This is a genomic window from Geminisphaera colitermitum TAV2, from assembly GCF_000171235.2.
Classification (GTDB): Bacteria; Verrucomicrobiota; Verrucomicrobiia; order Opitutales; family Opitutaceae; genus Geminisphaera; species Geminisphaera colitermitum.
Genome location: NZ_ABEA03000104.1, coordinates 65251 through 87232 on the forward strand (window position 1 = coordinate 65251; position 21982 = coordinate 87232).

General features: G+C 60.7%; 18 protein-coding genes. 11 read left to right on the plus strand and 7 right to left on the minus strand.

Annotation, left to right across the window (positions count from 1 at the left end; genetic code table 11):
• Window positions 1-43: 43 nt before the first annotated feature.
• Together OBACDRAFT_RS12325 and OBACDRAFT_RS28910 are read right to left on the minus strand one after the other, a co-directional pair.
• Entirely contained in the window at window positions 44-1207 is a 1164-nt protein-coding gene (locus OBACDRAFT_RS12325; RefSeq protein WP_081722009.1) for a substrate-binding domain-containing protein, read from the minus strand.
• A gap of 9 nt (window positions 1208-1216) precedes the next feature.
• Entirely contained in the window at window positions 1217-2374 is a 1158-nt protein-coding gene (locus tag OBACDRAFT_RS28910; protein WP_425601739.1) for a helix-turn-helix domain-containing protein, read from the minus strand.
• On the opposite strand from OBACDRAFT_RS28910, the gene OBACDRAFT_RS28915 reads away from it, so the two are divergent.
• The 5 genes from OBACDRAFT_RS28915 (at window position 2282) to OBACDRAFT_RS12350 (ending at window position 8320) form a co-directional block, all read left to right on the plus strand.
• Entirely contained in the window at window positions 2282-2914 is a 633-nt protein-coding gene (locus tag OBACDRAFT_RS28915; RefSeq protein WP_232767062.1) for a hypothetical protein, read from the plus strand. The two genes, OBACDRAFT_RS28910 and OBACDRAFT_RS28915, sit on opposite strands and share 93 nt — an antisense overlap.
• Before the next feature lie 283 nt (window positions 2915-3197).
• Window positions 3198-4589 carry an autotransporter-associated beta strand repeat-containing protein gene (locus OBACDRAFT_RS12335; RefSeq protein ID WP_043586007.1) on the plus strand — a complete coding sequence of 464 codons (1392 nt, stop codon included), beginning with the start codon at window positions 3198-3200 and terminating at the stop codon, window positions 4587-4589.
• Window positions 4552-5319: a prepilin-type N-terminal cleavage/methylation domain-containing protein gene (locus OBACDRAFT_RS25370; protein WP_052361868.1), complete on the plus strand. Its 768-nt coding sequence runs from the start codon at window positions 4552-4554 to the stop codon at window positions 5317-5319. The genes OBACDRAFT_RS12335 and OBACDRAFT_RS25370 overlap by 38 nt, the downstream gene beginning before the upstream one ends.
• Window positions 5320-5341: 22 nt before the next feature.
• Window positions 5342-7081: a right-handed parallel beta-helix repeat-containing protein gene (locus OBACDRAFT_RS12345; RefSeq protein WP_043586009.1), complete on the plus strand. Its 1740-nt coding sequence runs from the start codon at window positions 5342-5344 to the stop codon at window positions 7079-7081.
• Between the two features lie 198 nt (window positions 7082-7279).
• On the plus strand, window positions 7280-8320 hold the full coding sequence (locus tag OBACDRAFT_RS12350) for a hydroxyacid dehydrogenase (RefSeq protein ID WP_043586011.1): 1041 nt from the start codon (window positions 7280-7282) through the stop codon (window positions 8318-8320).
• Window positions 8321-8591: 271 nt separating this feature from the next.
• Here the strand turns inward: OBACDRAFT_RS12350 and OBACDRAFT_RS12355 are convergent, their stop codons facing one another.
• The 3 genes from OBACDRAFT_RS12355 to OBACDRAFT_RS12365 all read right to left on the minus strand — a co-directional run bounded on the left by OBACDRAFT_RS12355 (window position 8592) and on the right by OBACDRAFT_RS12365 (window position 11921).
• Window positions 8592-9740: a Gfo/Idh/MocA family protein gene (locus OBACDRAFT_RS12355; RefSeq protein ID WP_052361870.1), complete on the minus strand. Its 1149-nt coding sequence runs from the start codon at window positions 9738-9740 to the stop codon at window positions 8592-8594.
• A 21-nt stretch (window positions 9741-9761) separates the two neighbouring features.
• Window positions 9762-10850, minus strand: a complete 1089-nt coding sequence (locus tag OBACDRAFT_RS12360) for a zinc-binding dehydrogenase (protein WP_157837048.1) — start codon at window positions 10848-10850, stop codon at window positions 9762-9764.
• 135 nt (window positions 10851-10985) lie between these two features.
• The gene (locus OBACDRAFT_RS12365; protein ID WP_052361872.1) at window positions 10986-11921 is read right to left on the minus strand and encodes an AraC family transcriptional regulator; all 936 of its coding nucleotides are present in this window, start codon (window positions 11919-11921) and stop codon (window positions 10986-10988) included.
• Window positions 11922-12015: 94 nt separating this feature from the next.
• Here OBACDRAFT_RS12365 and OBACDRAFT_RS12370 point away from each other — a divergent pair, with 94 nt between their 5' ends.
• Window positions 12016-13332, plus strand: coding sequence for an FAD-dependent oxidoreductase (locus OBACDRAFT_RS12370; RefSeq protein WP_043586013.1), 1317 nt, complete (start codon window positions 12016-12018; stop codon window positions 13330-13332).
• 115 nt (window positions 13333-13447) lie between these two features.
• Here OBACDRAFT_RS12370 and OBACDRAFT_RS12375 read toward each other — a convergent pair whose 3' ends face one another.
• Both OBACDRAFT_RS12375 and OBACDRAFT_RS12380 read right to left on the minus strand, forming a co-directional pair.
• Window positions 13448-13912 (minus strand): fibronectin type III domain-containing protein, encoded by a 465-nt coding sequence (locus OBACDRAFT_RS12375; RefSeq protein ID WP_043586014.1) that lies wholly within the window; start codon window positions 13910-13912, stop codon window positions 13448-13450.
• 152 nt (window positions 13913-14064) lie between these two features.
• Complete coding sequence (locus tag OBACDRAFT_RS12380) at window positions 14065-15180, minus strand: LacI family DNA-binding transcriptional regulator (protein ID WP_052361875.1); 1116 nt, start codon at window positions 15178-15180, stop codon at window positions 14065-14067.
• 129 nt (window positions 15181-15309) lie between these two features.
• Between OBACDRAFT_RS12380 and OBACDRAFT_RS12385 the strand changes: the two genes are divergently transcribed.
• The 5 genes from OBACDRAFT_RS12385 to OBACDRAFT_RS12405 all read left to right on the plus strand — a co-directional run bounded on the left by OBACDRAFT_RS12385 (window position 15310) and on the right by OBACDRAFT_RS12405 (window position 21932).
• Window positions 15310-16038 (plus strand): hypothetical protein, encoded by a 729-nt coding sequence (locus tag OBACDRAFT_RS12385; RefSeq protein ID WP_052361876.1) that lies wholly within the window; start codon window positions 15310-15312, stop codon window positions 16036-16038.
• A 19-nt stretch (window positions 16039-16057) separates the two neighbouring features.
• Window positions 16058-16780, plus strand: a complete 723-nt coding sequence (locus tag OBACDRAFT_RS12390; RefSeq protein WP_043586015.1) for a type II secretion system protein — start codon at window positions 16058-16060, stop codon at window positions 16778-16780.
• A gap of 249 nt (window positions 16781-17029) precedes the next feature.
• Window positions 17030-17965, plus strand: coding sequence for an oligogalacturonate lyase family protein (locus OBACDRAFT_RS12395; protein WP_232767064.1), 936 nt, complete (start codon window positions 17030-17032; stop codon window positions 17963-17965).
• The gene (locus OBACDRAFT_RS12400) at window positions 17962-20520 is read left to right on the plus strand and encodes a hypothetical protein (protein WP_043586016.1); all 2559 of its coding nucleotides are present in this window, start codon (window positions 17962-17964) and stop codon (window positions 20518-20520) included. Before OBACDRAFT_RS12395 ends, OBACDRAFT_RS12400 begins: the two co-directional genes overlap by 4 nt.
• Before the next feature lie 317 nt (window positions 20521-20837).
• The gene (locus OBACDRAFT_RS12405; RefSeq protein WP_052361878.1) at window positions 20838-21932 is read left to right on the plus strand and encodes a helix-turn-helix transcriptional regulator; all 1095 of its coding nucleotides are present in this window, start codon (window positions 20838-20840) and stop codon (window positions 21930-21932) included.
• Window positions 21933-21982: the final 50 nt, after the last annotated feature.

Genomic DNA, 21982 nt, shown 5'->3' on the forward strand with positions numbered 1-21982 from the left:
GTGCCAAAAACATGGATTTTTTGACCACATCTTTCGGGCTCAATCAACCGGCGCCGGACAGTCGAAACCCGCCCGGTGTCATGCCGAATCGCTGGCGAAACGCGGTGCACAAATGCCGGTCGTTCGAAAAACCACACGCCAGCGCCACCGCCTTTAGTGGCGCCTGCGACTCCAGCAAATACGCCTGCGTTCGTTCCAGCCGCAGTTCCTGCATCACCTGGTGCGCGGAATTTCCCAGCGCCGCGCGAAACCTCCGCTCCACCGTTCGCCGGGTGCAACCCATGTGGGCCGCAATCTCCGTCACCGTCGGTGCCGAGGTCTTGTGCTCGTGAATGAAATCCAGCGCCTGCGCGATAAAATCATCCTCCGTGTAATGCCGGTCCGTGGTCTGCCTCGGCACCAGGCGCGCATGACGCACCAGGGTTTCCGCAGCCGGGGCCGTTCCATCGCGTATCCAATTTAATACTACTTCGGCTGCCTTTTTTCCGGTTTTCTCCGAACCGATTTCAATGCTCGACAGTCCCAGAGGAAGCGCCCGTTGCAGGAGCATGTCGTTGTCGATGCCCAGCAGCGCGACATGCTCCGGCAACCGCAGCCCTTCATCCAGGGCCAGTTGCATGACGAGTCCCGCCAGCGTGTCGCTGAATGCCAGCAGCGCGCACGGCTTCGGCAGCCGGCGCAACCACGCGCGCAGCCGGCGTTGTTCCCTGGCGGAATTGAACGCCACGTCTTCCTCCGGCGAACCCTTCACCTCGTAAACCAGCACCCTGGCCCTCGCCGCCCCGGCAGCCTCCGCAAACCCGGCTCCGCGCAATTGCGAGCCGTGATGAAAGGGATAGCCGCAATACGCCACCGTCTGGAATCCCCGGCGCGTGAAATACCCCGCCGCCAGTTCGCCGAGCCAGCGTTGGTCGTCGCACACTCGCGGTATGCCGGCGGACTTCAAATAGGCGCTGGTTGTCACTGCCGGCAGTCCTTGCGGCAGGCGGGCAAAATCCCCGGCGCGTCCGTCAATCATCACCACCCCATCGCATCCGGACGCCGCCATGAATCCGGGGTCGGCCAGCCGGGCCAGTGACCATTGCTGCACGATTACATCCCGCCTATCGCGGGCAAAAGCCACCACGCCGTTCCACACGCGACGGCCCACGAGGCTCATGCCGGAGGTGAAACAGGCAATTTTTACAGGCTTATGTCGAAGTCGCATGGCTGGTCCTCATTGCTGGCGTTGCGCGTGGAGACGGTATTGCAACGGACTCGTGCCGTGTTCGCGGGTGAATGCATGGATGAATGTGCTCGTATGCGCGTAGTGCGCGCGACGCGCAATCTTCTCCACGGAGAGCGACGTGGTGCGAAGATCGAGCGCCGCCTCGGCCAGCTTTTGTTTTCGCAAAAACGTGCCGGGTTGAGGCGTCTCGGTCCACTGATATTTCAATTTCCGGCTCAGGTGCGAACGCGAATAACCCACCTCGCGCGCATAGGAGGTGATCGACTTGATTTGCCGGAAAAATTGCCGCGACGAAAATTGCCGCATATTGGGCGCCGCCAGCGGTGTGACGCGTCCGCTCTCCACCAAATCGCTCCAGCTCAAAAACCACTCGAAAGCCGCCTCGCACCCGTCGAACGAAAGCCGCCCGTTTTCCTGATGCCAGAACGACACCCACTTCCGCGCCAGCGTCACGGGCTTCGAACGCACCGGGATCGAAACCAGCCAGCCATGTTGTTCGATGAACCGTTCCATCGTCTGGATCGCCCACGCCCCGCGCATCTTGATCCACACACGATGCCACGGCTTCTCGTCGGGCGAAACCCATGTGGCATTGATCGGCTGCGGAAACATGATCGCCATGCCCGGTCCGACCGTGATGCGATGTCCCCCAACCTCAAATACCCCGCATCCCTCCAGCGTAAGACCCCATTGCATTGCGTTGGAAATCGTCTGAATCGAAAGCCGGAAAGGTTTTTTGAACGGATAATCCACCTCGCCTCCATCGAAGTGGTAATAGGGCGCCTCTGGCACCACCGCCGGCGTCGTTGCGACCGGAACCCTGATGGGCACAAGCGTTACCTGCTGGCCGCTCCGTTGCGGACGTTTGTCGTTCATCGCTGAAACCGCTGTGCGTGCCGGTGTTTGTTGCGACTCCGACGCTGGATTTGCCAAGTCCGGCCACCGCTCCGGATGCGCTCGAAACTCGCCCGGAGACAGACCAAAACGTTTTTTAAAGGCGGCGTGAAAAGCAGGCACCGAGGCGTAACTGCATTTTTTCGCAATGTCGCGCAAATGCAGCCCCGTTGTCTCCATGAGGCGCAGCGCGCAAGCCCACCGCGCCTCCCTCAAAAGCGCGGCGGCGGGCTGTTGCCAGACGTGTTGCAACTGCGACGCGAAGTGCGACGGACTGCACCCGAAATGCTGCGCCAGCACGGCGAGCGAAAAACCGTGCTCGCTGGCAACACGCGTCAACTCCTCGCGTCCCCCCTTAAGAAAACCGCCAAGATTATCCCGACGCTTCCGGGCATTGCGATGCGTCATCAAAAACCACCGAAAAGCGATCTGTGCCCCCCCTCCCCCCCCCCTCGCGTCCCCCGCGCCTTCCCGTCTTGCGTGACGGGCGAACGCTCGCAGACATGCGGCCAGTTCCTTCCGATCCGCGGCGGGAAACCCCATCCCGTAGTTGGCATTCAGATACGCGGCGTATTCCGCCGGACGCCTGCCCTCAAACAACACCTCAGCCACAACGCATCGCCCCTGTTCCGCGGCGGCGAGCCGTGTGGCTTCCCCGCCGCCCAGATGCAGCGCCACGTCCGTTTCCAACAAAAACTGGTGTTCCGCCCACTCCACGCGGGCGATGCCGCAAAGCGTCACCAGACTGCGCGTGAACCCGGGCCGGACCGGCAACGACAGCCCCTCGCCTGACTCCACCGGCAAGCGGTGGCGGCAAAACGAATGAAACCGGAAATCAACAGGATTTTTATCTCGGCACATGATGTGAGGCGACGGCTCGAAAACAGACGGCTCGAAAACAGACTCGGGAACTGAATGGGCAAACGGAAGCTGCGTGGCGAAGGACTTGTGCATCCGGCATGAGACCGGCGGGCCAAATCGTGTTTCCATTTCACTCTTCAGGAAAGCACAAAATCCTAATTTTTACGGATAGTCGATATTGTCGATCCAATCCCCATCGTAGTATCTTTCGTTCATGCACTCCCAATCCATGTCTTCCCCTGTTTTTGTCTCCATATCTCGCAGCCGTTTCGCCCTTCCTCTTTTGCTCTCGCTGATGTGCGTCGCCGTCGCTCCGGCCCAGTCTGTGTTCAATGTCTCGGATACCAATGGTAGTTTTACCACAGATGCCACGTGGGTGCGGCTGTCAGGCACCGGCACACGTCCCGCTTCTGGCGACCAGATCGCCATCACCAGCACCACCCTCAGTGCTAACACCGAAGTGTCATTTACCAGCGACGGCACTGTGGCGTCGCTGATTTACGGCACCGCCGATGTGGTGACGGATATTACCCGGAGCATCGTGTTTCGCACCAGCGGCGCTGTGGCCCGCACCCTGACGATCACCGGCGACCTCACCAAATACGACATAGGCACTCTGACGTTCCGGCATCGCGGCACAGCTGAGGCAACCGCCGAATTCAGCCTCGCAATTGGCGGCAACGTTTCCTTGTTCGATGGCACGCTTAACTTCGGTACCACGGGTGGCAGCATTTCCAATCGTCTCAACGCCCTGACTATTGGCGGCATCACGCAAATCACCGCGGGCACGATGAATTTCCGCATGAAAACCGATGCCTCACTTGGCACCCTCATCATGAACGGCGGCACGCTCAATCTCAACGTTGGCGGCGTCGAAAATACGGAAACCAAAACAACTTTCGTGCGCAGCCTGAGCGGCACAGGCGGCACGATTGGCGAAACCACCACCGGCACGGGCGCGACCTTCACGCTCGCCATCACAGGCGAAACTGGCGACACCACCGACACCGTTCGCACCTACTCCGGCACCATCACCAATGGCACCGGCACCGGAGCCGTTGCCCTGAAAAAAACCGGCGTGGCGACACAGATTTTTGCCGGAGCAAACACCTACGAAGGCGGCACCACCATTGAACAAGGCACGCTGATGGTCACAGGCAGCCTCGCGGCGACGGGCGATGTGAGTGTGTCCTCGAATGCGACATTCGCGGCGGGCACTGCGCTCACTGTCAACAACGTCACGCTCGCCAGCGGCGCGATTCTCGGCTTCGACCTCGGTGCCAATGCCAGCCTCTCAATCGCCGGCAATCTCATCCAAAACGGCACGGGCGAGGCGACGTTCACCGTTGACTTCCTCGGTACTGGCGCAACCGACGTGGATTACACCAATCTCCTGTCCGTTGTCGGTACAAACGCCTTCGCCGACGCCACGCTCAACTATGTCAACTTCGGCGCGGAAAAACTTTCCGGCACGCTGACCTTCGCCGAACTGGCGGGCGTATTTTTCGTTGCCGCCGGGAACATCCCCGAACCCGCAACGTTCGCCGTCCTGCTCGGCGTGTGCGCCCTTGCGCTCGCCATCCGTCTCCGCCAACAACGCCGCTGACAACTCCTCCCCCCCCCCCCCCCCCCCCAACTACCGCAACCACCCTATGAAAACCTGTGAACATCGCTCACCCCATCATTTCGGCTTCACACTGATTGAGTTGCTTACCGTCATCGCGATCATCGGCATCCTCTCCATGCTCGTGGTGACGACCGTCAGCCGCGTGCGACGGCAGGCCGATCGGGTCACCTGCACCAGCAATCTCCGGCAAATCGGCACCGCCATGCAGCTCTACATGAACGAGCGCAAAGACGGCAAATTCCCCGGCCCCCTCTATAGCAACCAGAAAGCCTCGACCACTGGAGGCAACGGTCAGCTCGCAAGCCCCGACCGACTTCTCCCCTACATGTCCGGCCAGACCATCGAACGCGACGGCGTCAAATACGCCATCCTCCTCGAATGTCCTGCTTGGAAAAAAATCATCGGTGCGGACGACAAACTCAAAGATTACTCCGCCTACTACACCAACGCCAACGTCAGCAAAGCCGACGGCAGCACGGGCTCTGTTTTCGGCTACAAAGCCGATCCACAAGATCCACTTAAGTTGCCATGGACCATGCAAGACATCGCGTCGCCCAGCCGCGCATGGGTGCTCGTTGATCTGGATTCCAAAATCAAAACCGCCACCTACTCCATTGAACCGATGGCTCACGGCAACACACGCAATTACCTCTACGCCGACGGCCACGTAGCTGCCTTAAAACAGCACCCTAGCTCTTCCACCCCTTAATCCCCCCCTCCCCCCCCCCCTCATGCGTATTCCCCGCCTGTATTCCATTGCCCTGACCCTGCTCCTGCCGCTGACGACATTTGCGGCTGTTCACCACGTCCCGCCCGGCCCCGCCGAAGCCATCACGCGAGCCATTGCCGCCGCCGCGCCCGGCGACATCATTCAACTCCAGCCCGGCACCTATCATGGCACCGTGCGCGTCACCCGCTCCGGCGAACCCGAACGCCCCCTTATCATCGCCGGTATCGCATCCGGAACTACAACCAAACCCGTGATCGACGGCGGTGCGGAACCCGGATCGAGAAAACGCAACCAAGCCTTCGCCTTTGAAAACGTATCTTGGGTGACATTACAAGACGTCGAAATCCGTAACGCCTGGACCGACGCCATCACCATCAACGACTCCAGTTACATCTCCATCCTCCGCTGCGACATTCTTGAGACCGGCCAGCACGCCATCTCCGCCCGCGGCGACCGTTCCCACCACATCCTCATCGACGCCTGTAAGTGGACTCAGGATACGCGCGTTTACACCACCTGGGACTGGGCCGAACTCCACCACGGCGTGTTCAAACACTACAACGGCGGCATCTACGGCGGCGGCGCGGCGGCGGGGGGCGCGGTCATCCGGCACAACAACGCCGGTTACGGTTTCAACGGCCTGCGCTGGTGGCTCGGCGAGGCGACCGGAGCGCAGGCGCGCCACCAATCCAACATCGAAATCTACGACAACCACTTTCACCACTTCCGCGACAACGTGATCGAACCGGAAAACTTCACCTGGAACCTCCACGTCTATCACAACCGATTGGATTCCTGCCCCCGAGGTGTCTTTTCCATCGACGGCGTTGCGGGCGGAGAAATCTACATCTACGGCAACACCGGACGCTGGGATCAGGATGGCGCCACTGAAGTCAGAGCATGGACCGTGTATAAATTTGCCGACTACAACAAGAAGGAGACGCTCAATTACCCTCTGCACATTTACCACAACAGTTTCGCTTACGGCGCTGCCTTCGCGCGTGGCAGCAAAGTGCGCAAAGCCGACGACCACCTGCGCCACTTCAACAACGCCTACACACATCAGGGCGACTCCCATCTCGGTCTCATTGAATGGCCCGGCCAGGATTGCCAGTTCGACCACGACATCAGTTCCGCGCCCTTTCAGCCCGATGTTTCCGCCGCCGGTTACGAAACGCACGGCATCGCGGCCACCGATCCCAAGTTTGTCGATCCCGCCCGGAACGACTATCGCACTGCGCCCGACAGCGCCGCCCGCGACGCCGGAAAAATCATCGACGGCTTCACACTCTGGCACACCGGACGCGCTCCAGACGCGGGCGCTTACGACGGCGACCAGCCTGTTTACGGCCCGCCCTTTCTCTATCGTGAACCACCCGGCGGCGCACTCTACAAAGAGCGCCCCCGCATCGTCCGTATCTTTGCCCGCGATACAACGCTTGCCGTGTTTTTCTCAACACCGCTGGAGCCTGCCTCGCTCACACCGAAAACAATCCAGCTCAAAGCGGGAACCACTCCTCTGACGGTGCGCTCGGCGCGTTTCCCGCTCGCCGACCAGACGCAAGCCGTCCTCCTCGAACTCGACGCGCTCCCCGCTGACGCAACTCAACTCGACATCACATTTGCGACACTCCCTCGCGGACTCAATGGCGAGTCGGGCACGATGTGGGCGGCGGATACGCGTGTGGTTCGCATCCCGGCCAACGCCACGCTCACCGGTCTCATGGCCCGTCTATTTTGACCCAAAAGTGGCGCGGGCGTCCCGCCCGCTGTAGGGGCGTCGCTTGCGACGCCCGCGTCAGCCGGACAGATTTACCGAATATCAGAAGAGCAGTCGCAGGCCGCAACGCAGTCGCGGGCTTCGCAAGCGAAGCCCCTACAACGGAGCGGCGCGGGCGGGACGCCCGCGCCACAAAATTCCGCATAAAATTAGCAACTCATGAAATCCGAACGCCCGCTCATCCTGTTGGATCCGCATCCACGCCCGCTCGACCTGATTTTCGACGCGGCGACCAAGGCCCGCCTCGAATCACTTGGCGAGGTCATCTGGCACGATGGCCCGCCCGCCCCGCCGGAGCACATTGACCGTTATCTGCCCGAAGCCGTGGCGCTTATCGGCCAGTCTCCGCTGCCGAAAGAACGTCTTGATCGCGCGCCAAAATTGAAGGCGGTCTTCAATGTTGAGAGCAATTTTTTGCCCAACATCGACTACCTCGAATGTCATCGCCGCGGCATCCCGGTGCTCTCCACCGGGCCGGTGTTTGCGCGGCCCGTTGCCGAAATGGCCCTGGGCATGGCGCTCTCCTCGGCACGCCGTATCCACGAGGCGGATGCGTCCATCCGCGCCGGGCAGGAGACGCTTTACGGGGAGGGAGACAATCATGACTCGATTCTCCTTTCCGGGAAAACACTCGCCATTGTCGGCTTTGGCAACCTGGGCCGCGCCCTGCTGCCTCTCATAAAACCCTTTGGCGGGGAAATCCTCGTATGTGATCCCTGGATACATCCTGAGATTCTGCGCGAGGCGGGCGTCATCCCGGCCTCGCTCGACGAATGTTTCCGGCGGGCGTCCGTCGTGTTTCTGCTTGCCGCGACCACCACGGAGAATGCCGGGGGCATTGACGCCCGTTATTTTTCCACCATGCGGCCCGGCGCCATTGTTGTTTTGGCCAGCCGGGCGGGCATTGTGAATTTCGACGATTTGCTCGACGCTGCGGCGTCCGGTCGCATACGCGCCGCCATTGATGTGTGGCCCGACGAGCCGATCCCCGCCGGCCATCGCGCCCGCGTCACGCCAAACACCCTTTTGCAAGCGCATCGCGCGGGCAACATCCCGGAAATCTGGCCGTGGATGGGGCGTTTGGTCGTGGATGATCTTGAGCAGATTTTGAAGGGTCTGCCCCCGCAACGCTGCCAGCGCGCACAGTTGGAAACGGTTGCCAGAATACGCAGCAAACCGGTTCCAACGACTCCTTCATAGAGGGTGGAGGGCGGGTCTCCCGACCTATACGCGCTAACATGTTTCGTTTTTTTCTTCATTTTTTGATTCAAACCAGCCTTTTAAATCTAAAAATCGCTGTTTTCTGCTGAAATAATCTCAAGAAATGCGTGGCGATTGAAAAGATGTTAGCGCGTATAGGTCTCCCGACCCGCCGACGGTGCGAAGCACCGCAATTCCGGATGGCGCGGCTACGCCGCGTCTGGCGGGTCGGGAGACCCGCTTTCCTTGGTGCTGCCCGCGTAACACCAGTTCATGAAACTCGATTTGCTCGACCGCGGCTCATCGTCCCGTCTTGAAGCCGTTGCAGGCAGGCGGTGGCCGCTCCGGCGGGCAGAGGCAAATCGACAAACGCGCCCGTCTCGGCGGAAAGAATGAACGCATTGGCCAGTTCCACGGACGCCAGTGCATCGTCCCACGTCGGCAGATCGGGCGCAGGGTCGCCACGACAGGCAGACGCGAATTGGGCAATGGTCGCGGCTGTCGTGTCAAAGTCGGCGGCGAAAGTTTGCAGAGTTCGGGGTGCCCGAAATTGTGGAAACGCATCCGGGCATGTGCGCAGGAGTTCCGAGGTGCGGGTGGCGTTGCGGCAGATCGTGGTCGAGTTGTTTTCCATCTGAAGGAGGCCGCCTTCACCGGCAAGTTCCACACGCTGGACTCCGGGTGCCTCGCCGGTTGACGCGACAAAATGTCCAAGACAACCGTTGTCCCATTCGAGGAGCGCGTGAACATTGTCTTCCGTTTCAATCGGATGGTCGCGGCCAAATGTCGCGCGGGCAAAAACCCGTTTGGGGAGACCGCCGGCAATCCACACCAACAGGTCGAGATCGTGCAGGGCCTGGTTGATCAGAACGCCGCCGCCTTCACCCGACCACGTGCCACGCCAGGCGGCGCTGCGATAATAGGCGTCGGTGCGCAACCAGCCGGTGGCCGTCCAGCCGAGTCGGCGCAGCGGCCCGAATGCGGCGGATCGTGCCTCCGCGCGCACATGGCGCCAAAGCGGATTTGTCCGGCGATCGAGCATCACGGCCCGCACTTGCCGGGGGGGGGCGGGCAACGCGGCAAGACGCCGGGCCTCGTCAATGGTCACGGTCAGCGGTTTTTCGACGAGCACGTGAAGTCCGGCGGAGGCGGCTTCCTCTGCGAGCGCGGGATGGCTGGGATGCGGTGTCGTGATGATAACCGCGTCGGCGGCTTGCGCGGCGACAAGCGCGGCCAGGTTGGAAAAACGCGGCGTTGCAGACGGCGCGGCTTGTTTTGCGGAACGGGAAACAATCGCCGAAAGCACGGCTCTTGGAATCGCGCCGCGCTCAAGCAATCCGGCGTATTTGGAACCGGCGTTGCCGTAGCCGACGATGGCAATGCGAAGGGGGGAGGGAACTGTGGTCAAGGGAGTGCTCATGGGAGGATTGTTATGGTTTTATCATTTCCATTCGACGACCACGCCGAGGAGCTTGTCGCGGTTGGCGGAAATCCGGGCGTAGGTCGCGGGCAGATCTTCGGGCGGAATCACGGTTGAAATGAGTGGCGCGATGTTAACCCGGCCTGCCTTCATCCACGCGATGGCTTGCTCCAGTCCGCTTTGTCGCGAGGGGGTTTTATCGGTCGTGCGATTCGGAACCATGCCTTCGTGCGCTCCGAGAAGGGCAACGCCTTTGAAATGGATGTGCGCATAAACATCGAGTTCGACGGGGACGCGTGGCGAACCGAGCAACACGACGTCGCCGCGACGGCGCACCGCGCCGAGCGCCAGCGGGATGAGCGAGGAAACGCCGGTGGCCTCCACCACGCAATCGGGCGCGTCGCTCAACAGCGCGAGCGCGGGCGCTAAATCGCCGGGGCGGACGGCCACCGCACGTTCAAGTCCGCAACGTCGGGCGAGTGCAACGCGGTCGGCCACGGTGTCGAGTATTGCCACTTCCGATACGCCGTGCGCTGACAGAACTTGCGCGGCCAGCACGCCGACAAGTCCGGCGCCAAGAACCAGCGCGCGTTGCGGCGTCGCACGAAGACCATAGGAAACCGTTTCCGCGATTTGCACCATGCGGGCCATCAACCACGCGTCATCCGGCAGGTCGGAAGTGACGGGCGCCCACGGTTCCTTTTCCGGAGACAACAGCGACCATGTGGCATGAGGTCCGTAGTGCATCACACGGTCGCCAAGGCGCGGCGACGTGACGCGGGAGCCGGCGGCAATAACGGTGCCGATGGCGGAGTAACCGCTCTTGAACGGATACTTGGCCCATGTGTTGGCGGGATCGGGCAAGCCGCGATGAGTGCCTTCATAAAACGCAAGCTCGGTGCCCGGACTCAGCAGCGTGCGTTCGGCGCGGACAATCACTTGATCGTCGCCAAGAGAAAGCGAATCCAACGCGAACGGTTGCAAGACGGCTTGCCTTGGGGCGGTGAATACAAGCCGTCGTCCGGTGGTGCTTCCAGCGGGGAGGCTTCCGGAGGGAATTCCAGAGGCGGTTTGGACCGTTTCTGAGGTGGAATCGGGTAATGGTTTCACGGTTGTCAAAGTGGACAAATGTTAACCGATCCGGGCTCGACCATATTTACGATTTTACGTCATTTGCTTCCAGAAATACGACACATCCTAGCTTCGTTTTTCCCCGTCCCTCGTCCCCCCCCCCCCCCCCTTCCTTCATCCTTCCATGCGACGCCATGCGCGTGGTGACATTCCGAATACACGCCGGAACCAGTTGGAAAAATGGGAGGGGCTGCCGAAGCCGAGTTCCCAGGCAAGCTGTTTGAGACTTGTGTCGTCGTGACGCACACGGCGCGCCGCCTCGTCGCGGCGATGTCGTTCGCGCAAGCGTCGCGGTGTCGTGCCCATTTCGCGCACAAAAAGTTGCTCCAAATGTCCCGCGCTCAAACCCACTTCCGCCGCCAGTCGCGTCTCCGAACAAGCCTCGTGCAAGGGCGTTCCCATCAACACCGTCAGGGCGCGTGTCACTTTGGGGTGTCCGCGGCGGGGTTCGCCCATCGGAACACCTGCGGCCATTCGCGCATCCATGCACGCCGCCGCCCACTCGAAGGCGCGGGCGTTGATTCGCAAGGCTTCCGCAAATGGCATTGGTCGTTGCAAGGCGCTTCTGTTGCTCGCGGGGCTGTTGCGCGTCACCAGCGCGATGAGTGCGCGGGCGGTTTTCTCCAGTTGCGGATGCTCCGCCGCCTTCACGACAAAGGGCGCATGACGCCATTCCGTCTCGCTTTCGGCGGGGATGCGCAGGCTGATCGAAACCAACTCGGCTGCCGGGCTGAAATCGTGTTTTTGAAATCGTCCGCAAAAGAAAACCCATTGGCCGCGTTTCACCGTGAGTATCGTATCATCGGATACGAGTTGCACGTGGCCGCGTGTGACCAGCCACGCTGTCATGCGCCGGGTGAACACTTCCAGCAGGTGTTGCGTTGGCGCATCGACGCGTCCCGCGTAGGCCCAGATCAGTTGCGGATAAATGGCCTGCCATCGCGCAAATGAACGCGCACCGGCAATCCCGCCCTGAGCGGTGGTGCTTGCGTTGGCGGGAGGGGGGGGGGGGGAGGGGAGCCGTGCGGGAGTGGCGTTGCGGGGATTCATTTGATCTGTGATTTTTGCAACTTTTTTAAAAGTTTCTGCAACTCTGTTTGCTCTCTGTTTTCTTTTGGGTCGTTCAGCATGGAATGACGTTTTTATGAAAAACCAAGGCAAGCAAACTCCTCGCATTTTTGTTGAGCCGGCCCGTGAGCTTTCCGTTCTCGACGAGGCCGATGTCCTTGTCCTCGGAGCCGGTCCCGGTGGCGTGGCGGCATCCATCGCTGCGGCGCGCAACGGAGCCAGCGTCATCCTCGTCGAACGTTTTGGTTTGATCGGCGGCACTTGGACGAGCGGGCATTTGGGCGCGATTATGCCGTTTCCCTTTGTGCGCGGATTGTTCGAGGAGTTGTCCGATCGTCTTCGGGACGCAGGCGGCTGGTTATCCACCAAGAACACCTACGGCTCCGGCGCGACTTATGATATCGAGGTGGCGAAGATTGTGCTGGATCGCTTCGTCACGGAGGCCGGGGTGCGTCCGTATTTTTTCGCGCAGGTGGCAGGCGTGTTTCGTGAGGGCAATCGTATCAGTGGCGTGGTGATCGAGTCCAAGCAGGGGCGTCATGTTTTGACGGGTCGCATGGTGATCGACGCCACGGGCGATGGTGATGTGAGCGTGCTCGCCGGTGTGCCTTTTGCGCAGGGGCGCGATTCGGATCAGGGCTGTCAGCCGATGAGCATGATTTTCACAATGGATGGCGCGGACGATGCGCGCGCGGAGATCAGCAAGAAGGAGGATCCGGGTTTCACTCGCGCGTGGAAGGCGGCGAAGGCGTGTGGTGAGATCACTGTGCCGCGTGAGGATGTGTTGGCGTTCAATATGCCTCGGAGTGGTCAGTGGAGTTTTAATGTGACGCGCATCATCAATCGCGATCCGACGAAGTTGGGCGATGTGACGGCGGCCATGTTGGAGGGGCGGCGTCAGGTGGCGGAGGTGAGCGCGTTTCTGCGCAAACGGGTGCCGGGTTTTGAAAATGCGTATTTGTCGGGGATGGCTCCGCACATTGGCGTCCGCGAATCGCGTCGCATCACGTGCGACTATACGTTGACGGCGGACGATGTGATCAAGGTGCCGGAGTTCGCGGACTGCATTGCGCGTGGCAACTGGTTCATCGACATTCACAATCCGTCTGGTGAGGGCACGGTGCGGATTCATCCGCCGGCGGGCAGGTGGTACGAGATTCCTTACCGGAGTATTTGCGCGCAGGGTGTGGACAACTTGCTCGTTGCCTCGCGCTGCATTGACTGCACGCACGAGGCGCACGCCGCCATTCGCATTACTCCGCAGGTGATGGCGATTGGGCAGGGCGCGGGAACGGCGGCGGCGCTTTGTGTGAAACAGGGCTTGTCCGGCACGCGTGATCTTGACGCGGCTTTGTTACGGCAGACGTTGCGCGAGCAGGGGGCGTTTGTGTGAGGCACGCGTTGCGTGCGTAGGGGCTTCGCTTGCGAAGCCCGCGTATGCAGGATGTGGCATCGAATAGCGTGCGCGGGCGAGACGCCCGCGCCACATTTAGGACACCACTTGGGGGTTAGTTGGCGCTTGGGGTGGTGGCTTTGCTGGGGGGGCTTTCGCCGTGGGGGTTTGATGCTGTGACCACGTAGAAATACTTCGTGCCGGAAGAGGCGGTCGTGTCGGTGTGGTCCATCACGTATTGCTGCTTGGTGGCTGGGATTTCGGCGAAGGTTTCGAAGGGACCGGTTTCTGAAAGGGCTCGTTTGATGGAGTAGTTTTGAGTGTCGGGCGTGGGAACCCAGGTGATTTTGACGGATTGGTTTTTGGCGGAAACAACAGACAACACGTAGGGAGGAGGGGGGGGAGTTTGCGGGACGCGCGCGTCGGGCAATGTGCGGTCATACGCAGGCGGCGGGGTGTTGTCGTTTCGTGGGTCGAGGTAGTGTTTGTAGAGGCGGATCCGGTTGGTGTCGGGGTAGCGTTTGTTGTCGCGCTGGTCGTTGCTGTATTCGAGTCCGGTGTAGGCGTCGTTCGCGGCCATGCGGTAGGCGTGAAGGGCCCAGTATTGGTGGAAGTGGGACGAACAACAACCCCGTCCCCAATACGCCACCGACCCAGCGGGCGACACCGGTTTCACCCTCGCCGGAAAACCCGCCGCCGATGTCCTTCGTCGCTGGAACTCGATTGTCCCCACTACGTCCCTCGCCGCACTGTTGGCCCGTCCCGCCATGTGCCATCGACCAGCGTGACGGTTGGCGTTTGGGGCGAACCCATTTCGTTGAGAAAAAGCTGGCTCGCCAACAAGTCCATCGCAGCCGCGCCGATCGTGTGATTGTCCTGCTCCATCCCGGCCAGTTGCCCGCGTCGGTCGCCCAGATCGAGCGTCGCATAACACGCCTTCCGGGGCACTTGCAGCCCCTGCTTGCGCAACCACCGCAGCGGTTTGTCCGGCCACATTCCGATCACCGCATCCAGCTTGTGTCGCTTAAACCACCGCACAAAAGCCGCCTCGTCGCCCGCGTCGTTTGTGCCCGTTAACAACAAGGGTGGCACCGCTGCCAGCTCATGAAACCAACACGCGCCCAGATAACCATTGACCAGCAAATGGCGACCACGCGCACCGTATTGCTCAGGGATTGCGAGCCCCACCCGACGACAAGCCGCGCCATGCAAACGCGCACAACATTCTGACGCCAAGCTCACGCTGTCATGCACCGCCCGATGCAGACGCATCCAACGCCACCCGTATCCAATCGCCACAAAAACATGCTTCTCCCAATACCCCTCCCACTCGCCCGCCCACTTCTGCGCCTCGTCCTCGTTTTCGCCCGATGGCGGCGGGGCCAGCAACGCACCTCGCACCCCGCGCGCCGCCAGCACCCGACCCAGTTGACGCGCCTGCGCTCCGCGTTCCCCCATCCACATCGGCTGCAAACTAAAACCCAGTTTGGACGCACGCAGCTTCGCGCCTTCAAACTGCGCAACGTGTGACGGCAACTCGCGCCACCGCTCCTCGCTCTCAAAACCCGTCAAGAACGCCACCACCTCGCCAGTTGGTTTCAAACGATGATGCCGGCGCACCTGCGCCATCAGCGCATTGACCAAGGCATTTGCCCGATACCCGCCCCGCGCCTTCGCCGCCGCCAGCACTCGCTCGCGAGTTGCCGCCGCCACGTTGGGCTGATTGCCCAGCGCGCGCGCCACCGTCGCGTGATGCAAGCCCAACTCCGCCGCCAGCTCGCGCACCGTCGGCGGATTCGCTTGTGCTGATATTTCGGATACAGGACCGGATTGCGGGCGAGTGCTCATACCCGCAAAAAACACAGCAGTTGCCCGCGCCTTGCGACAAAAATGCGACGTGTCGCAGTCTGCTGCCGTTGAGCTTGTTTGCTGCGCATTACAGCCTGCCCGCAGTCCATGACACCGACCTCAAATCCCATGAAAACCACTATCCTTAAACGCATCCTGTTTTCCGCCCTGCTGACACTTGTCGGCACCGTTCTCTCGGCTCCGGCAACCTATGCCGCCTACGTTTTTTACACCTTTGACACGACGGCCAATGGCACGGGCGCGTTCACGCTGGCGCCAGGCGGCAGTAGTGGATTTGTCGCTACATCCAACATCTCTTACGCCGGCAGCAAACTGGGCACCGATGGTGGAGCAGCCACATACACAGATCCGGCTGGCAACACTTGGACAGGCAGCGGTGCTTCAGGAACACCAGGACACTCCATCTCGTGGGGCGATCCGAGCACGGGAAATTCATTTTCCGTCACGCTCAACACCACGGGGCTCAAAGATCTCAGCGTCCGCTTGGATGTTCGCGCTGCCAACACCGGCACATCCGTTCTCAAGACATTCAGTGCTTTCACTTACAGCATCGACGGAGCCGCTCCTGTTGCCATTCCGGCGACACTTTCTTTTACTACAGGCAGCAACCAATTTTACGAGTGGACAGCCGACCTCTCCTCCATCGTTGCCCTCAACAATCAATCCAACGTGAAACTCACCTGGTCCCTGGCCAGCCTCGTTGGCAACGGAAGCGTGCGCATCGACAACGTTGAAATCCGCGCTAACAACGCCATTCCCGAACCCGCCACCACGGCGATTCTCCTCGGCGTCTTTGGCGTCGTTGCTTGCATGCTTGCCCGTCAACGCCGCTCCTGATCATTGAGATTTCCGCCCCATGAAAAACAAAGCCACATCTGCCCCGGATTGCCATAAGGTGACTGGCTTCACGCTTATCGAACTGCTCACCGTCATTGCGATTATCGGCATCCTCGCCGCCATCCTCATCCCCACGGTGGGCCGAGTCCGCCAGAGTGCCCGCGCAGCAACCATCGGCAGCAACCTCCGACAAATCCACGCTGGCGTCATGCTCTGGGCCGGCGACAACAAAGACCGTTATATGCCAGCCAAGGGAGAAGCCATCAACAAAGATGCCTACCAATGGTCTTGGTACGGACAAAAATACGCCGACCAGAGCAACCCCGCTCGTTATGAAACACCCCTTGGCGCTTACCTGAGCACACCTGTAAGCGACTGGCGGGCACTCAACCAAATTACCATCAGTCCGCTCAACCGTCTTGACACCAGCATTATAAAAACCAGCGCCTACGGTTATCCCTACCGCGTCAACTACTGGGTCATGTCGCACGGCACAGATGTAACAGTTGGAGCGCCTGTCACCCCTGTTCCTATTTCCAGCCTCCGCTCCCCCTCGCGCATCATCATGATGTTCGACTCCATTGCCAACGATACCAAGTGGGGCATGGGCAGCGGAGCGCTCGGTACCATGTCCGACCGCATGGATGCTCCCTTTGGCGGCAAAGGCCATGTCCTCTGGGCCGACGGCCACGTCACTCTCGTCCGCCCCGACGACATCACTGAAGAAATGCTCAAACCCTGAGATGCCCGCCCTCATCGTACCATCACCTGCGTTCGCGTCCACGACGCCTGTGCCCCGGCCACTCTGTGCCCACGCGCAACGCCGTTACCTGACATATCCGCACGCCAACGGCTTTGCGGACAAGGGACGCAGCCTCGTGCTCGGACAACGTGGCACGACAGAATACAGCCTCTGGAAACACGACCTCGCCACTGGCAACGAAACGCACCTCGCCACTTGGCCCCGCGCTCACTGCACCGGTGACATGCTTTGGTTCGACATCGCCAGCCATGCCAAGCTCCTCGCCCTTGTCATAGAAAACGCACTACACATCCTCGATCTGTCCCTCCCCCCCCCCCCCCCTCCCGCCTCTCTCGCCACTCCTGGCTTTCTCGCTCCGCCTCCACACTCGTCTATCGCCCGCCTGCCAACGCCACGCTTATCCCGCTCCCCTCGATCACTGCCGACGGCACCCGCGTCATCCTCGGTCAACGCATCGGCATCAACGGACACGCAACCATCGACCTCATCGAAATCCCCCTCCCTCCGCACGGCCGTTTCGCCAACACCCTCCCCCCCCCCCCCCTCGCTCGCTTTGACTGGTCCGCCAACCATTTCCACCTCTGCCCCGCCGATGAATCCTGGATCGGCTTTTGCCACGAAGGCCCTGCTCTTCAGATCGCCGCACGCGTCTGGGCCTGGCACGCGCAACACGCTCCGCACGGACGCACCCTCTTTGACAACGCCGCCGTCGGCCTCGCCATCGGACACGAACGCTGGGCCTTTCACGCCCCCTGCGCCTACGCCGTCGCCTACGGCGAAAGCCCCCGCTCCCCGCGCGGTGTGTATCAAATTTTTAACGACACCCGTTCCCCACGCCTCATCAGCGAAGGCAACCGCGACTGGCACGTCTCTCCCAGCCACTGCGGACGCTGGCTCGTCATCGACACCACCGGTCCGCACGACGCCCCCGGACGCGGCTGGGAAAACGCCGCCGACATCAGCGACATCCTCCTCATCGACACCGCCACTGGCAGCCGCCAATTTCTCGCTCGCAGCCGCCTCCGCAACGACTGCCATCTCCACCCGCATCCCATTTTCAGCCCCGATGGCTCCACAATTTTTTACAACGAATCCGCCCCCGACACCACCGGACACCGCGTCCTCTCCGTATCCAATCCCATCTTTGAATCTGCGATTGCATGAACCCATTAAAAACATCCCCCCTGCTCGCTCTCCTGTTCGCGCTCATCGCCGTGACAAGCCGCGCCGCGCTGCCGCCAGTGGAAGAACAAGACATCAACGCAGGACGCTACACCTACACCGCAGGCTGGGATTCCCTGATCCCCGAATCTGCGGGAGAACGCGCCAAAGCCGCCGGCACCTTTTTCGGTGACGCCGAGCACGTCTCCGGATTCAGCGTGGGCAACGACACCGCCAACGGCATCCGCACGGTCAACGTCCGGCCCGGAGTCAAAACCGCCGTGCTCGAATACAAATTCGACTTCAGCCGCAGCACCTCGCGCGTGGTCCGCATGAACGTGCGCGACATGCTCCGCCTTGAACCGGAACCCGACAACTGGGCTGCCATCACAGTATCCTGGCGAGCCGACGACAAAGGCCCTTGGCACGAACTGCGATCCCTCAACAGCACACGCTTCGTTGCCCCGCCGCCCGCCACCAGCGAAGTCAATTTGCCTACCCCCGCCACGCTGATTCGCTACCGCGTGGAATTCACTGCGGAAAAACCTGTCGCCTACAAATGGGGACGCGCACGCTGGAATTTCCTGAAAAAAGACAACGCTGCCGACTCCGCCTTCCAGATCGAATTCACCCTCGCCAAAACCGCTCCAGCCACTGCGCCTGTCGCGGTGGCAACGCCGCCCCCCACGAGCAGCCCGTGGGGCATCTCCTCCCACCCCTTGCGCAGCACCGAATGGGATCACCTCGACACCTTGGTCGAGCGCGTGGGTCAGGCCAGAATGACTTGGCTGCGCGAGGATTTTTCCTTTCCACGCATTCTCACCCGAAACGGCCAACGTGATTTTTCCAAATTCGACGTGCTCGTTGACCGCCTTGAAAAAGCAGGCGTCGGCACCGTTGGCATCCTTAGCGCCTTCGACAGCGATCTCCGCCAAAAAGGACACGCCGACATCGTGCCCATCCATCGCCACCCCGAGGCATGGCGCATCTACGTCCGGTCAATGGTTGGCCGTTACCATGACCGCGTGCGCCACTGGGTCATCTGGAACGAACAGGACGGAGGCTTCTGGGGCGGGCGACCCAACGCAGCCGAATACGTGTCGCTCCTCAAAATATCGCATGAGGAAATCAAGCGCATCGATCCCGGTGCAAAAGTCATCACTGGCGGACTTGAGTATTGGAACAGTGAATACTTGCGCGACATGTATCGCGCCGGAGCCGCTGGATACTACGACATCATTGGCGTCCACCGCTACGGTCCCGGTCCCGACGCCAGTCCGGTCGTTCGTCGAACCATGCGCGAATTCCGCGCCCTCATGGCTGCGAATAACGAAGCTCACATCCCCGTCTGGCTCCTGGAAAGCGGCGGCAGCACATTCCAATCTCCGCTCCTCTCGCAACAGCCTCTCTTCATGGAAAAAGCCATTCGTCACGCGCTGGCCCGCATCGGGCGTCCGCTCGCTGACGACGTGCCGATCACTGCGGGTTTTGCGCTCTCTCCACGCATCATTCGCGCCAACCGTGACGAGATTGATGCAACTCGTCGCTGGCTTCCCAGAGTTCAATTCCGGCGCGTCCTGTTCGACGAAATCGCCACACTCTCACCTGACGACTGTCCTGTTCTTGTCACGGAAAATGGGATACACATCGACGCGCCACTTCTCCCCGCCCTCCGTGACTGGATTGCGCGCGGCGGCCTCCTTGTCGCCATCGGACACCCGCCCTTTTACGTTCTGAACACGCAGGACGCCAACGGTATCTGGCAACGTCGTGATGCCGTCAGCGAAACTTACCCGATCTTTCGCATGGGCCTTGCCGTGCACTGGAACACGAAGGGAATCCCGGACCAGACGGAAAATGTTTTTGTTCCCGACGCCGCCCTGGCTGCTGGCATCCCGCCTGTATCCAAAGTTTACGTGAACCGTTTCTTTTCCCCTGCACGTCTCCAACCTGGCGACACGTTCACTCCGCTTCTCAGCATTCGCAACACGCGTGGTGAACCGATCCCGGATGCTGCTGCCGTGGCGCTCTACACTTACGCCGACTGGAAAGGCGGCTTGCTTGCTTCCACGCCTTCGCTGGGTGGCGGTTGGACGGAAGAGGAACAGGCGGAACTCATCCCGCGCATTTATCTCAGTTACCTTGGCACGCCCGAATCCGGCGTGGAACGCCTCTTCATTTACGACCTTCACGACGACGGACAAAAACGCGGCGAACGCGAACACAACTTCGGACTCACTCGCTGGGATTGGTCACCGAAACCCGCATTCCACGCCTACACTGAAATGACTCGTCAGCTCGGTTCCTCCCCCGTTCTCATCCGACGTATTTCCCCTGCCGATACTGCTATCGCCACCGCCACTGCCTGGGCTCTTGTCCTACGACGCGCCGAGGATAACCGGCCCGTCCTCGCCACTTGGACCACCGATGCATCCGCCTCGTTCACCCTCACCGGCCCCGGCCTTCCGAATGGCGGCAGCGTGACCATCAAGACCACCTCGGTCAGTTATCTCACCCTCCCGGAGGACATCGACATCGCCTCCCTCACGATTCGCTAGAGCAGTTTCATTTAAACTGGAGCCATTTGATACCTGGTAGGGAGGCCTCTCCGAGACCTCCGCCGTGCGTAGTGCGAGAATGCGAAATTCATAGGTAGATGGAGCGTGGTTTCGGAGGCCTCGGAGAGGCCTCCCTACCGTTAAGACAACGGCTACATCTCAATTGTAAATGCTCTAGAAGCAACAGACAGGGAGGGGAGGAACGAGTGATTCTACGTTTTTGATTTTTGGCCGAGATGGCCTATTGTGTCTTACATGCAACTACGCAGTGGAATTGGCCTTGAAATAATTCAATCGATGCCATTGATGGCATCATCATGGTTCGAGCCAGTTCCCTCACTGCCCGCCTGTCACCTGCCAACCATTCAGAAGGCCCTGCTTGCATCGCTCGCATCCGTCGTCTTCACGAATATCTCTCCACTGGGCGTTCCTTCACCGCCGAATCCTTTGTTCGTGAATGGTCCGGCATTTCCTCACGCACCATCAAGCGCGACATCGAGCACCTCCGCGATTTTCACAATGCCCCCGTTGAGTGGAATGCCTCCCGTCGCACCTATTACTACACTCGCCCCTACGACACGCTGCAACTTAGCCCGCTTCCCCGCATCAATGCCGACGAAGCCCTTGCCCTGATCCTTGCCGGACGCACCTTCGCTGCCTGGCGAGGTTCGACGCTTGGGCGGACACTTGCTGCCGTCTTGGAAAAAATGGCCCCCGCCCTTGGTTCTGCCATCTCACTTGATCCAGCCGAGCTGAACCGCCTCGTTTACGAACCCGACAGCAACCCTGAAATCGATGCGGCCACGGACGCCGAGCAAGGCCACCTCGTCTGCCTGCTCGACGCGATCCACAACCACCGTGAACTTCGTATCACCTACAAAAAACCCCGCGCTCGACGCCCTGCGCCGCGTCTCATTCACCCGTTCCACCTTGCGATCCTTGAGCACCGCTGGCTGCTCGTCGCCCACGATATGCAACGCCGCGCCTTGCGCAATTTCCTGCTCTCGCGTATCGAAAAAATAACGACAACCGGAGCAACCTTCACTCCGCCTCCCGATTTTGACGCCCATGCTCATCTCACCGGCAACATGGGCCTTTTCACCGGAGAGAGAGCAAACGCTGTTCGTATCCAATTCGACGCTACCGCCGCCCCCTATATTCGCGAACGCCCCTGGCATGCATCGCAAACCATCCGCGATCTGACATCACCTCGTGGCGCGATCGAAGTCACCCTGCACCTCAACAACCTCATTGACGTTCGTCGCCGCATTCTTGGCTGGGGCCGCCACGCCCGCGCCCTCTCCCCCGCCGCCCTCGTTCGTTCCATAAAAACCGAAGCCGCCGCCCTTGCCGTCAACCACACCCAGCAATCTCCCGCCAGACGCACTGCCAAAAGTCCCCTCAAAAAATAATCAAAAAAATAGAGACTGTGCCACCATATGTCCCACTCCCTCTGACATAA